13 protein-coding genes and 1 pseudogene are annotated in these 14,061 nt (G+C 59.2%); 9 read left to right on the forward strand and 5 right to left on the reverse strand.

The annotated features are described in order from the left end of the window. Window positions 1-120: pseudogene (locus CKW19_RS29010) on the forward strand (IS110 family transposase); the annotation flags it as partial. A 497-nt stretch (window positions 121-617) separates the two neighbouring features. On the opposite strand, the gene CKW19_RS07580 reads toward CKW19_RS29010, so the two are convergent. Both CKW19_RS07580 and CKW19_RS07585 read right to left on the reverse strand, forming a co-directional pair. Further along, window positions 618-3,017 (reverse strand): penicillin acylase family protein, encoded by a 2,400-nt coding sequence (locus tag CKW19_RS07580; protein ID WP_095057332.1) that lies wholly within the window; start codon window positions 3,015-3,017, stop codon window positions 618-620. Between the two features lie 88 nt (window positions 3,018-3,105). Beyond that, entirely contained in the window at window positions 3,106-3,702 is a 597-nt protein-coding gene (locus tag CKW19_RS07585; protein ID WP_095057333.1) for a DUF6436 domain-containing protein, read from the reverse strand. Window positions 3,703-3,798: 96 nt separating this feature from the next. On the opposite strand from CKW19_RS07585, the gene CKW19_RS07590 reads away from it, so the two are divergent. Continuing rightward, window positions 3,799-4,746, forward strand: a complete 948-nt coding sequence (locus CKW19_RS07590; protein ID WP_095057334.1) for an alpha/beta hydrolase — start codon at window positions 3,799-3,801, stop codon at window positions 4,744-4,746. 129 nt (window positions 4,747-4,875) lie between these two features. Here the strand turns inward: CKW19_RS07590 and CKW19_RS07595 are convergent, their stop codons facing one another. Continuing rightward, window positions 4,876-5,628, reverse strand: a complete 753-nt coding sequence (locus tag CKW19_RS07595) for a DUF2059 domain-containing protein (RefSeq protein WP_095057335.1) — start codon at window positions 5,626-5,628, stop codon at window positions 4,876-4,878. A 108-nt stretch (window positions 5,629-5,736) separates the two neighbouring features. On the opposite strand from CKW19_RS07595, the gene CKW19_RS07600 reads away from it, so the two are divergent. After that, complete coding sequence (locus CKW19_RS07600) at window positions 5,737-6,369, forward strand: 2OG-Fe(II) oxygenase (RefSeq protein ID WP_095057336.1); 633 nt, start codon at window positions 5,737-5,739, stop codon at window positions 6,367-6,369. A 1-nt stretch (window position 6,370) separates the two neighbouring features. Continuing rightward, window positions 6,371-6,850 (forward strand): DUF523 domain-containing protein, encoded by a 480-nt coding sequence (locus CKW19_RS07605; protein WP_095057337.1) that lies wholly within the window; start codon window positions 6,371-6,373, stop codon window positions 6,848-6,850. Between the two features lie 61 nt (window positions 6,851-6,911). Here CKW19_RS07605 and CKW19_RS07610 read toward each other — a convergent pair whose 3' ends face one another. Beyond that, window positions 6,912-7,484 (reverse strand): transporter substrate-binding domain-containing protein, encoded by a 573-nt coding sequence (locus CKW19_RS07610; protein ID WP_095057338.1) that lies wholly within the window; start codon window positions 7,482-7,484, stop codon window positions 6,912-6,914. A 134-nt stretch (window positions 7,485-7,618) separates the two neighbouring features. Between CKW19_RS07610 and CKW19_RS07615 the strand changes: the two genes are divergently transcribed. Next, on the forward strand, window positions 7,619-8,047 hold the full coding sequence (locus CKW19_RS07615) for a DUF4399 domain-containing protein (RefSeq protein WP_095057339.1): 429 nt from the start codon (window positions 7,619-7,621) through the stop codon (window positions 8,045-8,047). A gap of 184 nt (window positions 8,048-8,231) precedes the next feature. Here CKW19_RS07615 and serA read toward each other — a convergent pair whose 3' ends face one another. Continuing rightward, a complete protein-coding gene (gene serA / locus CKW19_RS07620; RefSeq protein WP_095057340.1) occupies window positions 8,232-9,461 on the reverse strand; it encodes a phosphoglycerate dehydrogenase in 1,230 nt (409 codons plus the stop codon). 204 nt (window positions 9,462-9,665) lie between these two features. Here serA and CKW19_RS07630 point away from each other — a divergent pair, with 204 nt between their 5' ends. From CKW19_RS07630 to CKW19_RS07645, 4 genes are all read left to right on the forward strand, one after another. Continuing rightward, entirely contained in the window at window positions 9,666-11,060 is a 1,395-nt protein-coding gene (locus CKW19_RS07630) for an FAD-binding oxidoreductase (protein ID WP_095057342.1), read from the forward strand. Between the two features lie 36 nt (window positions 11,061-11,096). Continuing rightward, entirely contained in the window at window positions 11,097-11,762 is a 666-nt protein-coding gene (locus CKW19_RS07635; RefSeq protein WP_095057343.1) for a fumarylacetoacetate hydrolase family protein, read from the forward strand. Window positions 11,763-12,015: 253 nt separating this feature from the next. Further along, on the forward strand, window positions 12,016-12,942 hold the full coding sequence (locus CKW19_RS07640; protein ID WP_095057344.1) for an SdiA-regulated domain-containing protein: 927 nt from the start codon (window positions 12,016-12,018) through the stop codon (window positions 12,940-12,942). A 118-nt stretch (window positions 12,943-13,060) separates the two neighbouring features. Next, the gene (locus CKW19_RS07645; protein ID WP_095057345.1) at window positions 13,061-13,978 is read left to right on the forward strand and encodes an SdiA-regulated domain-containing protein; all 918 of its coding nucleotides are present in this window, start codon (window positions 13,061-13,063) and stop codon (window positions 13,976-13,978) included. Window positions 13,979-14,061: the final 83 nt, after the last annotated feature.

Below are 14,061 nucleotides of genomic sequence, written 5' to 3' on the forward strand. Positions count from 1 at the left end.
AAAGGGACCGAGGCGCTGGTGATACTTGCCAGAAAACTGGCTCGGGTACTGTTTGCCTTGATGAAAAACCAAAGTGAATACAAGCCTATTTCTATGTTTGGGGGTTCCCCCCAAACATAGAATCTCCTACAGTTGTTTTGGGCGTTCACAAAATCTGAGTTCAACCAAAGATCCCTTGTAGGAGCGAGCTTGCTCGCGATTGCGGACTGTCATTCAACGTCAATGTTGACCGTGGCACCGCCATCGCGAGCAAGCTTGCTCCTACAGTTGTTTTTGGGCGTTCACAAAATCTGAGTTCAACCAAAGATCCCTTGTAGGAGCGAGCTTGCTCGCGATTGCGGACTGTCATTCAACGTCAATGTTGGCTGTGGCACCGCCATCGCGAGCGAGCTTGCTCCTACAGTTGTTTTGGGTGTTCACAAAACCTGAGTTCAACCAACGATCCCTTGTAGGAGCGAGCTTGCTCGCGATAGCGGACTGTCATTCAACGTCAATGTTGACCGTGGCGCCGCCATCGCGAGCAAGCTTGCTCCTACAGTTGTTTTTGGGCGTTCACAAAATCTGAGTTCAACCAAAGATCCCTTGCTCGCGATGAGGCTGTTCCAGCCAGCAAAGGTTTACTGCGCAACCCGCGCCGGCAACAGCTTCAACGTGCTGCGTGTATTGGCCGTGACCTCTTCGTCGTTGAGATGCGCCTGGAAATAAACGCCCTCGATGTACGCCTCGGATTGATCGTCAACGTGACGGTCGAGCAACACGCCGCTTTGGCCTACCGGGTTGATGGTCAGGCTGTGGGCCGGGTCGGCGAAGTCGATCAGACGCCGGGTCGATGGACCATAGGTGACTGGCCACGGTGCCGGGCCGATCTTCGCTGAAAGATTGTTAGGCACTTCATGGCTGCCTGGCGCGGCGAACGGGCCGACGTTGAAGATCCGGTCCAACGGCTTCTGTTGACCCAGCGGATGGCCATGGGTCAGCGTGTGCGCGTTGCCCCACTGCCATTGCGTGAAGTCTGCGCCAAAGGTGGTCTTGAGGTGGGCGATGCTGGCTTGCCAGGCTGCCTTCACTGTGTCTGCGCGGGTTTCATGGTCGAGCGTGGTGCGGTTGTCCCACCACGGCGAGTCGGCCGTTGCGGCCAGGCGCGGTAGCGCGGCGTCGATCACCCGGGTCGAGAGCAATGTTTCGAAAAAGTCGGCGCCCAGTTCATCGTGCATCGTCGCGTCGGCGAGGTTGAACAGGAACTGGTTGAACACGGTGGCGCTGGTGGATTCGAGCGGGTAATCACCTTTCCATTGCGCCAGTTGTTCGACCAGTTTGAGTTCGGCGGGATCGCTCACCACTTCACGCAACACCGGCAGCAGTGGCGCCAGCAAACGCGGGCCGTAGGCGGTGGTGGTGCCCAGTTGCAGCGACTGGCTGGTCTCCAGATTCCACTTCACGGTTTTATCGCTGAGTTGGCGATTGAGCTCCTGGCCACGGTCGGCAAGGTTGTAGTAACCGGGAATCTCCATGCCCGTCGGCGACACGGGCTGGAAGTTGGCCGAGACGATGTAGCCCCGCGCCGGGTTTTCTTCCTGGGGGTTGGCGCTGAACGGGTAGAAACCGTCCTTGTCCGCCTCGGCCGTGCTGCCATCGAGAATGAACCACGGACGTACACCCGCCGGACGCTTGGGCAATTGCGCCGCCGCCCACCAGCCGATATCGCCTTTGGCATTGGCCCAGACCACGTTCAGGCCGGGTGCCTGGATTTTTGCCGCAGCACCACGGGCCTTGGCCAGGGTATCGGCGCGATTGAGCTGGTAGAAACCGTCGATGATCGGGTTCTGGCTTTCGAGAAAGGCCCACCACATGGCAATCGGCGTTTTGCCGACGCCACGGCCCAGGGCATCGTTGACGATCGGACCGTGGGGCGACTGACGCAACACCAGCGTCACCGGTGCTTGCCCTTTGACGGCGATCTGTTGCTCGCTGGACGTCATGTCCACCCATTTGCCGCGATACCAGACCTGGTTGGGATTGTCCGGGTTGACCTTCTCGGCGATCAGGTCGAGGTCATCGTTCTGGAACATGGTGATGCTCCAGCCGAAGTCGCGGTTCAAGCCCAATGACGCGAACGGCATCAAGGCCTGATAGTGACCGTAGAGTTCGAAGCCCGGTGCAGTGAGGTGAGCTTCGTACCACACCGAGGGCGCTGAAAAGCGGATATGCGGATCGCCCGCCAGCAGCGGCTTGCCACTTTGGGTTCGACTGCCGGCGACAACCCACGCGTTGCTGCCTTCGAACTGCGGCAGGCCATTGTCGGCCAGGGCCTGCTCACTCAGGCGGGCGAGGGCGTTGAGGTCTTTCCAGTCGATGCCGCTCAGCGCCGGTGCAGCTCCGTTGAGCACGCCTTTGGGCTGCCAGTCGAGGTCGAAGGCGTTGAGGTATTGAGGCCCCAGCTGATCGCGGACGAACGTCAGCACGGGCTCGGTGCGAAACGCAGCGGCAAAGCTGTAGGCCATGTAGCCGGCGATGCTGATGGTGTCCTGGGCGGTGAACGGGCGCTTGGAAATGCCCAGCACATCGAACTCGACCGGTTTTGCGTGGCTGTCCTGATACTGATTGATGCCATCCAGGTACGCTTGCAGGGCGATGAACGATGGCGATTGTTTGTCCAGGTTTGCCAGGTAGGTTTCGGCGCGTTCACGAATGCGCAGGCTGCGCATCAGTTTGTCGGTGTCGAGCAGCTTCGGCCCGAGCACTTCGGCCAATTCGCCGCGGGCGAGACGGCGCAGGACCTCCATCTGGAACAGTCGGTCCTGGGCATGCACATAGCCGAGGGCGCGGTACAGGTCGGTTTCGTTGTCGGCGCGGATGTGCGGGACGCCGCGCTCGTCGTAGCGCACGGTGACCGACCCTTGCAGGTGTTGCAGTTCGACCATGCCCTGGCGTGACGGCTGCTTGCTGTAGAGGTACCCACTGGCGCCTGCGGCCAGCACAACGATCAGCAGAGCGAGAGCGGTCAGGCTACGTTTCATGGCAACTCCTTGTTGTTATTGTTTTCCGTTGAGTCACTGTTTAACACGTGCCGCCAATTTGGCGCATCGCCCTTAGGAGGGATTCGTATTACCGCGTTTTTCCCTCTTCCGGAGGATCGAGCGGCCACGGGCAGTAACAGCCGACTGCCAGTGTGTGCGTGGCACTCACCGAACGGCCTTCGTCCAGAGCCTGCAGGATTGGTTCGATAAAGCTGTTGCTGGAATTGCAGGTCAGGCCCTCGCTGTATGGGCCGAAGTACGCCAGTTTTCCGGAACGATCCCAGATCGCCACGGCCGGGCTGGCGGGTATCTGCTCGGAACCGGGTAGCACCTCGATGGACTTCAGGTTACTCAAAGTGCTCGGCAACTGGCCGTGGCTACCGGGTTTTTGCACTCCATAGAATTCCACACCGTGTGGCTCGTAACGCTCGACCAATTCCGTCAGATGTTGTTGATTGCCGACGTTGCACGGGCAGGCCGGGTCCCAGAAATGCACCAGTCGGATGGCGCCGGGTCCGGCAATGGCCTCGGGAAGACGCAGCGGGTCACCGGAAAACATTGCGGTGTGGGAGCTGAACGCACGCAGGTAACGCCCCTGAAACCAGTCGTAACCCGCCCACAACACACCGGCACACACCACGGCGAGCAGACTGGCAAACAGGGGGACACGAAAAGGCGAGTGCATCGGTTCAATCCTCGAAGGTCGGCTAGCTTGCCATGCTTGCCGCGACAGATGAATATCGCAGACCTATAAAGTCCGTTTCATGCTTTGGAATCGCTCATGCCTGTCACTTTCGATCCTGATCTTCTACGTGCGAGTCTGCGGCCACTGGCGGATGGACTGCCGTTGTCGACGCAGGCGCAGGCCTATCAGCAGTTCTATGGGCTGGATTTCGCGCAGCGTCGGCTGCGCAGCGGTCTTGGGCGCTTCGAGATCGATGGGTATCAGCTGGTGAGTCAGTTCTGGTGGCCCGAAGGGGCGAAGGCGACGCTGTTTGTCTTCCATGGTTTTTACGACCACACCGGACTGTACCGGCACGTGATCGAGTGGGCGCTGGATCAGGGGTTCGCCGTGATTGCCTGCGATTTGCCAGGGCATGGATTGTCCAGTGGCGAGCGTGCGAGCATCAAGGACTTCGCCGAATACCAGGACACCTTGCAGGGGCTGTTTACCGAAGCGCAGTCCCTTGATTTGCCGCAACCGTGGCACCTGTGCGGGCAGAGTACCGGCGGCGCCATCGTGATCGATCATGTGCTCAATGCCGGCGCGAACAGCCCGGCCCAGGGGCAGGTGATTCTGTTGTCACCGCTGGTGCGGCCGCGGGCGTGGGGTTGGTCGCAACTGAGCTATTACCTGCTCAAACCGTTCGTCAAAGCCATCGCCCGACGCTTCAGCGAAAACTCCAATGACCCGGATTTTCTGCCATTCCTGCAAGCCGATCCTTTGCAGCCGTTGCGTCTGCCAACTGCGTGGGTCGGGGCGTTGTCACGCTGGATCAAGCGCATCGAGGCCGCGCCGGTCAGCAGCCGACGGCCACTGATTGTGCAAGGGCAGGCGGACATGACGGTCGATTGGGAACACAACCTCGAAGTGTTGCGCGGCAAGTTTGATCGACCGCAAGTGTTGATGCTGCCTGAGGCGCGGCATCATCTGGCGAATGAGACGCTGGTGATGCGAACGGAGTATTTCGGGTTTTTGACCAGGCGGATAAAAGGCCGGAACTCCTAGTGACAGTCAGGGCCCCATCGCGGGCAAGCCCGCTCCCACAGTGATTGGAGCAAGCCCACAATTTTGTGATCAGCACCGACCTTGTGGGAGCGGGCTTGACCGCGAAGGCGATCGATCTGGCGCTAAAAATTACTGGTTCAGGTTCGAAGGGCTTTGCCCCACCGCCAACCCCGCCCGAATCGCCGCCAGCGCCGCCTGATAATAAGCCTGGCCTTCAGCCGATTCGGCAAAAGTCGCAAACTCTTCCAGTTCGTTGTCCGACAGGTCGCGGTAGACATAGAGCAGCGTGTTGTTCAGGTCGCTGCCGATCTGGTCCATCAAACGCTGGCGCTGCCCGTTCAACATGCCTTGGGCTTGTCCGGCACCGAGCAGGCCGGGGATCATCGAACTCAGGCTGTCAGCGGCGACACCGGCAATCGCCAGACTGACTTCCGCGCCAGCCTCACGCGCCGGCAGGGCCTGGGCCAGGTGGCCGATGATCAGCATGCGGCTGTCGCTGGCCTGCATCTTCGGCAAACCCTTGGCATTTTTCGCCAGTTGGTCGCGACGGGTCGCCAGCAGTTCGGCGGCGATGATCTTTTTGCCCAGCGGTGACTGGAAAAACGTCAGCGCAGGTTTCGGATCGGTGAGGTTTTTGCGCAATTGCGCTTCGGCACGCTGGTCCACGGCCTTAGGCGCAAACCGCTGATTGCTGTTATTGACCAGCGCCTGAAACACCGCTGGTGGCAGGCTGCCCTGATAACGCTGTTGGGCCGCCGTCAGGGCGTCGTTAAAGTGCGCGCGTTGTTCCGGCCAGCCGGCGACCTTGTACAGCTGGTCGTGGCCGTCTGCCCAGGCGGGCAAAACGCAGAACATCAGCAGTGATAAAAGCAAACGGCGCATAGGGACTCCTGTCAGCAGGCGACTATTCTCCGTGTGGCACCCTGACTTGTCGAGAATTCGTATCAACCCGCTGCGCGGCTCTGTCGGATTTCCAGGCGCAGGCATACTATGCGCGCCATGCAAATATCCTCTGATCACCCGCTGCTGTTACGAATCGTCGATGACCTGGCCGAGCGCGGCTGGTCGCAGCAGAATATTTTCCTGCCTCTGGATCTGACCCGAGCGCTGGCGGCCGAGTGCCGTAAACGTGCTGCCGAGGGTGAGCTGGCTCCGGCCGCCGTCGGCCGTGGACCGACCTCGGAGATACGCGAAGGCATCCGTGGCGATCATATTCAGTGGATCGATCCCGGTCAGGCCGAGGCGTGCGACAGCTACCTGGGCCTGATGGACAGCCTGCGCGAGGCGATCAATCGCGGGCTGTTCCTGGGGTTGGAGGATTTCGAAAGCCATTTCGCGATGTACCCGCCCGGGGCGTTCTACCTCAAGCACCTCGACCGCTTTCGCGATGACGACCGGCGCATGGTCTCGGCGGTGGTCTACCTCAATGACGGCTGGCTGCCTGAACACGGCGGTCAGTTGCGCATGTACCTGGACAATGAGCGCGCCTACGACGTGCAACCTACCGGCGGTTGCCTGGTGGTGTTTCTCTCTGGCGAAGTGCCCCACGAAGTCTTGCCGGCAACCCGCGAACGCCTGTCATTGACCGGCTGGTTCCGGCGTCGCGGCAACGAGCCGTTCTGAAATGCAAAAGATTCTGGTCAGCCGCTGCCTGTTGGGCCACCGAGTGCGTTATGACGGCGGGGCCAGTGGGCCGTTCGATCAGCTTCAGCAGTGGCTCGATGAAGGCCGTGTAGTGCCGCTGTGCCCGGAGGTGGCGGGCGGCTTGCCAACCCCACGGGCTGCTGCAGAAATTCCCGGCGGGCAGGGCGCTCACGTGCTTGATGGTCAGGCAACAGTGATCACCACCGAGGGCGAAGACGTCAGTGCGCAGTTTCTGTCGGGGGCGTATCAGGCGTTGGAACTGGTGCAAAAGCACGGCATCCGCGTTGCCGTGCTCAAGGCCAACAGCCCATCGTGCGGCAACCTGCTGACCTACGACGGTACCTTCAGCGGTGTGAAGGTCAGTGGCGAGGGGGTGACGGCGGCGTTGCTCAAGCGCCATGGCGTTCAAGTCTTCAGCGAGCTCGAGCTGGCCGAAGCGGCGGCCGCACTATTGATCTAAAGCGGATCACTAAATCCTGTAGGAGCCGGCTTGCTGGCTCCTACAAATGATCGCGCCAGTCTCAGGGTTTGGGCGTCGCCACAAACCACTTCTTCTCCAGCGCCGCCATTCGGCCGTCGTCCTTGATGCGTTGCAACGCATTTTCCAGGCTGGCATGGAACGCCGGGTTACCTTTCTGAAACGGAATCACCAGGCTTACAGCCGGGTTGGCTTTGGGCTTCTCTTCCGTCAGCGACTGCACCAGGAGCATTGAGCGCGGTTCTTCCTTCTGCGCGAGCATCTGCGTGTTGGTTTGAATGTATGGCTCGCTGAAGTCGAAACGATCCTTGAGTTCCGGGGTCATTGCTATGTGATTGATGGCGACGTCGTACTTGCCGCTTTCGACGCCGGTCAACAGATCGCTGCCGTCGGTGATGACAAAGTCGGCGCGCACATCCAGTTCATTGGCCAGCATTTGACCCAACTCGACTTCGAAGCCGCTGAGTTTTTCGTCCTCCTTGAAATTGAAAGGAGGTGTATTAGCCTCAACAGCAATGCGCAGTTCGCCTCGGTCGTTGATGTCGTCAATCAGTTCGGCATGAGCCAATGGACTCAGAAGGGGTATCAGGCAGATCAGGCCAGGCAGAAAGCGCATGGTCACTCCTTGAATTCATTATCGCGACCCTCTGATTCAGGCTCGCTTTGCTATGGTTGTCGAGTGCCTTCGACAACAAATGGCCATGAAGTTGTCATGGTCACGCGGATTTTACGGAAAAACTGGAGAAGAAAATGAAAAGCTTTATGTCACGTGCAGCGTTGGCTGGTCTGCTGATGGGTGTTTCGGCGCTGGCCGCTGCGGCGACACCGGCTCCCAAAGGGGCTGAGGTGTCCATCGTTTCTCCCGAAGACGGTGCCACGGTGCCTCAGACATTTACCGTCAAATTCGCGGTCGAGAACATCGCGCTGGCGCCAGCGGGCGATGTCACCAAGAACACCGGTCATCACCATCTGCTGATCGATGTCAAAGACTTGCCGGCCGAAGGTCAGCCGATTCCGCAGGGCAATCCGCACATCATGCACTTCGGCAAGGCGCAGACCCAGGCCGATATCAAACTGGCCCCGGGCAAGCACACCTTGCAGCTGGAGCTGGGTGACAGCGGCCACATGCCGTTTGATCCGCCGATCGTCTCCGAGAAAATCACGGTCAACGTGGAATAAAATAGCGAGCCTTGAGGGGCTAACGCTATTCACTGTAGGAGCGAGCCTGCTCGCGATGGTCGTTAACGATAACGCGTGTTTACTGGCGAAACGCCTCTTGAGTCCATCGCGAGCAGGCTCGTTCTCACAGTGAAATGAAAAAGGGAGCCCCGAGGGGCTCCCTTTTTTTCAACTGCGGCTGTTCTTAGAACAGTACACGGCAACGAATGGTGCCGTTGATGTGCTGCAGCTTCTCTTGCGCCAGGTCCGAGTACTCGGCGTCGACGTCGATCACTACGTAGCCAACCTTCTCGTTGGTCTGCAGGAACTGACCGGAGATGTTGATGCCGTTTTCGGCGAAGACCTTGTTGATCTCGCTGAGCACGCCCGGGATGTTTTCGTGGATGTGCAGCAAACGGTGCTTGCCAGGGTGAGCCGGCAGGGCCACTTCCGGGAAGTTCACGGACGATACCGACGTACCGTTGTCGCTGTACTTGACCAGTTTTTCCGCCACTTCCAGACCGATGTTGGCCTGGGCTTCAGCGGTGGAACCGCCGATGTGCGGGGTCAGGATCACGTTGTCCAGGCCGCGCAGCGGGCTTTCGAACTCTTCGTCGTTGGAGCGTGGCTCCACCGGGAACACGTCGATGGCCGCGCCGATCAGGTGCTTGTCCTTGATGGCCGCTGCCAGGTGGTCCAGTTCAACCACGGTGCCGCGAGCAGCGTTGATCAGGATGCCGCCTTTCTTGATGGCGCGGATTTCCTTCTCGCCCATCATCCACTGGGTGGCGGCGGTTTCCGGAACGTGCAGCGAAACGATGTCGGACATCGCCAGCAGATCGTGCAGGTTGCCTACCTGAGTCGCGTTACCCAATGGCAGCTTGGTGATGGTGTCGTAGAAGTACACCTGCATGCCCAGGCCTTCAGCCAGGACCGACAGTTGAGTGCCGATCGAGCCGTAACCGACGATACCCAGCTTCTTGCCGCGGATTTCGAAGGAGTTGGCTGCGCTCTTGATCCAGCCACCACGGTGGCAGGAAGCGTTTTTCTCAGGGATGCCGCGCAGCAGCAGGATCGCTTCGGCCAGTACCAGTTCCGCGACGGAACGCGTGTTGGAGTACGGCGCGTTGAACACGGCGATACCGCGTTCGCGGGCGGCGTTCAGGTCAACCTGGTTGGTGCCGATGCAGAAACAGCCGACAGCGACCAGTTTCTTCGCGTGATCGAAGATCTCTTCGGTCAGTTGAGTGCGCGAGCGAATGCCGATGAAGTGGGCATCCGCGATCTTTTCCTTCAGCTGGGCTTCCGGCAGAGAACCCGTGAGGTACTCGATGCTGGTGTAGCCCGCCGCCTTGAGGACGTCGACAGCCGATTGGTGGACGCCTTCGAGAAGAAGGAACTTGATCTTGCTCTTATCGAGAGAAGTCTTGCTCATCTGCGTAAACCTGTATCCCGGAGAAAAATGGCAGGAAATGGTCAACAGACGCTGACCCCGACGGCAAGAAAGCCGTCGCCGCAGGACAGTCGTTGGGCACTATGCTGCGGGGTCGATATGCTAGCATAGGCGCCCCGCTAAACACTCATTCCTGCGACGTGAAGCGTTCTCAGGATGACCATGAATTGTTCGAGAGTTCTGTCGATGACCAATCCTGCCCTGATTGATGAGCTGAAGACCCTGGTTGAGCCTGGCAAGGTGCTGACCGATGCCGACTCCCTGAATGCTTACGGTAAGGATTGGACCAAGCATTTCGCCCCGGCCCCGACCGCCATCGTGTTCCCCAAGACCACCGAGCAGGTCCAGGCCATTGTCCTGTGGGCCAACAAACACAAGGTGGCGCTGGTGCCGTCAGGCGGCCGAACCGGTCTTTCCGCCGCTGCGGTCGCGGCCAATGGCGAAGTGGTTGTGTCCTTCGACTACATGAACCAGATCCTCGACGTGAACCTCACCGACCGTACTGCCGTTTGTCAGCCCGGCGTGGTCACCAAGCAATTGCAGAACGTCGCCGAAGAAAAAGGCCTGTATTACCCGGTGGACTTCGCCTCGTCGGGCTCCAGCCAGATTGGCGGCAATATCGGCACCAATGCCGGCGGGATCAAGGTCATTCGCTACGGCATGACCCGTAACTGGGTCGCCGGCATGAAAGTGGTCACCGGCAAGGGCGACGTGCTGGAACTGAACCGCGACCTGATCAAGAACGCCACCGGCTACGACATGCGCCAGCTGTTCATCGGCGCGGAAGGCACCCTCGGTTTCGTGGTCGAAGCGACCATGCGCCTGGACCGTGCACCGAAAAACCTCACCGCGATGGTCCTCGGCACCGCCGATTTCGACTCGATCATGCCGGTGCTGCACGCCTTCCAGAGCAAGCTCGACCTGACCGCGTTCGAATTCTTCTCCGACAAAGCGCTGGCCAAGGTCATGGGCCGTGGCGATGTACCGGCGCCGTTCGAAACCGACTGCCCGTTCTATGCGCTGCTGGAATTCGAAGCAACCACCGAAGAAGTGGCCAACCACGCCCTGGAAACCTTCGAACACTGCGTCGAGCAGGGCTGGGTGCTGGACGGTGTGATGAGCCAGAGCGAAACCCAGCTGCAGAACCTGTGGAAGTTGCGCGAATACATCTCTGAAACCATTTCCCACTGGACGCCGTACAAGAACGACATTTCGGTCACTGTGTCGAAAGTCCCGGCATTCCTGAAGGAAATCGACGCGATCGTCGGCGAACACTACCCGGACTTCGAAATCGTCTGGTTCGGCCACATCGGCGATGGCAACCTGCACTTGAACATCCTCAAGCCAGATAACCTGAGCAAGGACGAGTTCTTCGCCAAGTGCGCCACCGTCAACAAGTGGGTGTTCGAAACCGTCGAGAAGTACAACGGTTCGATTTCCGCCGAACACGGCGTGGGCATGACCAAGCGTGACTATTTGACCTACAGCCGTTCTCCGGTTGAGATCGAGTACATGAAAGCCGTCAAAGCGGTGTTCGACCCGAATGGCATCATGAACCCGGGCAAGATTTTCGCTGTTTGATTTTCGAACTTTAAGAGCACGAAGCAGGAGTCGGTAATGAGCTATCAGCACCAGTATGTCGACGGTACGCGTATTCACTTCCCGTTGGGGAAAGTGGTGTGCATTGGCCGTAACTACGCCGAACACGCCAAGGAACTGGATAACCCGGTGCCGACCGAACCCCTGCTGTTTATCAAGCCGGGCAGTTGCGTGGTGGCGCTGGAGGGTGGTTTCAGCATTCCGACCGAGCGTGGCTCAGTGCATTACGAAGCGGAAATCGCGGTGTTGATCGGCAAGCCGTTGTCGACCAAGCCGAGCCGTGAGGAAGTGCTCGATGCCATCTCCGGTTTCGCACCGGCCCTGGACTTGACCTTGCGCGACAAACAGGCCGAGCTGAAATCCAAAGGCTTGCCTTGGGAAATCGCCAAGTCGTTCGATGGCGCGGCCGTAATTGCTCCGTTCGTGTCCGGCAGCACCTTTGCCGACCTGACCGATATCGGCATCCGCCTGACCATCAACGGTGAAGTGCGCCAGGACGGCAACAGCAGCGCGATGCTCAACCCGATCGTGCCGATGATCCAGCACATGGCCGGCTGCTTCTCGCTGCAGGCCGGTGACGTGATCCTGACCGGCACGCCAGTGGGTGTTGGCCCGCTGAACGTCGGCGACGAGATCGTGCTGGAACTGCCGGGCGCCAGCAGCTTTACCAGCAGCGTCCGTTAACCTGCACCAACCCCTGTAGGAGCTGGCTTGCCAGCGAAGAGGCCGCAACATTCAATATCCATGTTGACTGTTGCGCCGCTTTCGCTGGCAGCCAGCGCCTACAAGGCCGTTGTCATCCTTGCGTCGCAAAGGGCTATCCCGCCATTTCCCGTTTTTTTCACATCCTGTCTGGATAATTCCAGGGCTTGCGGCCGACTGGCCGGGTTCAATTGTGCTATTACCCATAGCCTGAATTTCTGGAACGCACTCCCCGATGGCCACTCAACCGCTCTCCACGCTCAAACCTGCCCGCCGCTCGCGCTTCGCCCTGCGTTGGTACACCTGGCTTTTGCTGGTGACCGCTATCGCTTATGGCCTCGCATTTGCCATGCATTGGGACGACCGTGGCGTGCTTTGGATGCAGGAAAGTTTCGAAAGCCCGGCCGAGCGCCAGGATAGTGTCTGGTTGCCGGACTACCAGGCTGTGATCGACGCCAAGCCGCTGCCTGGCATGGAAAAGGACGAGGCCTCCGATCTGGCCTACGACCCTCAGTCCAAAACCCTGTTTTCGGTCATGGGCAAGAACCCCTTCCTGGTCGAGCTGACCTTGCAGGGCGATGTTCTACGCAAAATGCCACTGGTGGGCTGGAGCAACCCGGAAGGTGTCGCCGAGCTGGGCAACGGCCTGCTGGCCATTGTCGATGAGCGTGACCACCAGATCACCATCGTCAAAGTCGATGCCGACACCCGCGAACTGAACCTCGCCGATTTCCCTAAATACGACCTCGGGCCTTCGAAAGACCAGAACAAGGCTTTTGAAGGTGTCACCTGGGATGCGCGTAACCAGCAGCTGTTGCTGGGTGAAGAGCGTCCACCGGCGTTGTTCACCTGGAAAGGCGATGGCAAGACGCTCACCGGTGACAAGCAAAAGCTTGCCAGCGATGAGCTGGACATCCGCAACCTCTCGGCCTTGGCCATTGACCCGCGCACCGGTCATACCCTCGTGCTGTCCGCTGACTCTCACCTGTTGCTGGAGTTGGACGAGAAGGGCGAACAGGTCAGCTTCATGACCCTGCTGCGCGGTTTCAACGGCCTGAAAAAGACCATCCCTCGCGCCGAAGGTGTGACCATGGACGAGGCCGGCACGCTGTACATGGTGAGTGAACCGAACCTGTTTTACCGCTTCGAAAAGCAGAAATGACGCTTATGTTGTGTAGGAATAATTACGTTCGGTTGTGCGGCTTGGCCCGTGGCCATTAAGCTTCAGTTCAGACAGGCGTGTTATTCCATTCGCCAGTCCTGAACCCGAGCCCTCCCGAATGCGTCGACTTGCCCGTCCCAAGCCCCTGATTCTGATCTTGTCAGTGATCGCTCTGATCGTCTTGATCGTGATCGGGCAGTACATGCGCCTGTTCGAACGCGCCTGGTTCAACCTGTACACCCTTTGGCAGCCCATGAGCACCCAGTCCATCGGCCTGGATCAATATCAGGTGGCAGTAGAAGGGCAAGTGATTGAAGGTTTGAACGACGACGTATCAGCGTTGACCTTCGATCCGGTGCGCAGAAGCCTGTTTACCGTGACCAACAAGAACTCCGAGCTGATCGAGTTATCCCTCGACGGCAAGATCCTGCGCCGTCTTTCACTGATCGGTTTCGGTGATCCGGAAGCCGTGGAGTTCATCAGCGACGACACCTATGTCATCACTGACGAACGCCAGCAGCGGCTGATCAAGATTCGCCTGGAGCCAGGCGCGACGTTCCTCGATGCGGCAGACGCTGAACAGATGACCCTCGGCGTGCACATGAGCGGCAACAAGGGGTTTGAGGGGCTGGCCTATGATTCGGTGGGCAAGCGTCTGTTCGTCGCGAAGGAGCGCGATCCGATGCTGATTTACGAGGTGCACGGGTTTCCGCATTTCAACCCGGAAAAATCCTACGCGGTGCACGTGATCAACAACCCCAAGCGCGATGCCGGGATGTTTGTACGGGATCTGTCGAGTCTGCAATATGACGAGCGCAGCGGGCATTTGCTGGCGCTGTCGGACGAGTCGCGGTTGATTCTGGAGCTGGATGTGGGTGGACGGCCGCTGAGTACCATGTCACTGAGCAAGGGCCGGCAGGGCCTGAAGAAAACCGTGCCGCAGGCTGAAGGGATCGCCATGGATGACGAGGGCACGATGTACCTGGTGAGCGAGCCGAACCTGTTTTACGTCTTCAAAAAACCAACCCAGCCTTGAGGCTGACACGGTTCCTGCAGGAGCTGGCTTGCCAGCGAAGGGTGCAAGACATTCGACATCGATGTCGGCCATTACACCGCTTT

Origin of the sequence: Pseudomonas sp. Irchel s3f7 (assembly GCF_900187615.1) — a bacterium.
In the GTDB taxonomy this organism is placed as follows: Bacteria; Pseudomonadota; Gammaproteobacteria; order Pseudomonadales; family Pseudomonadaceae; genus Aquipseudomonas.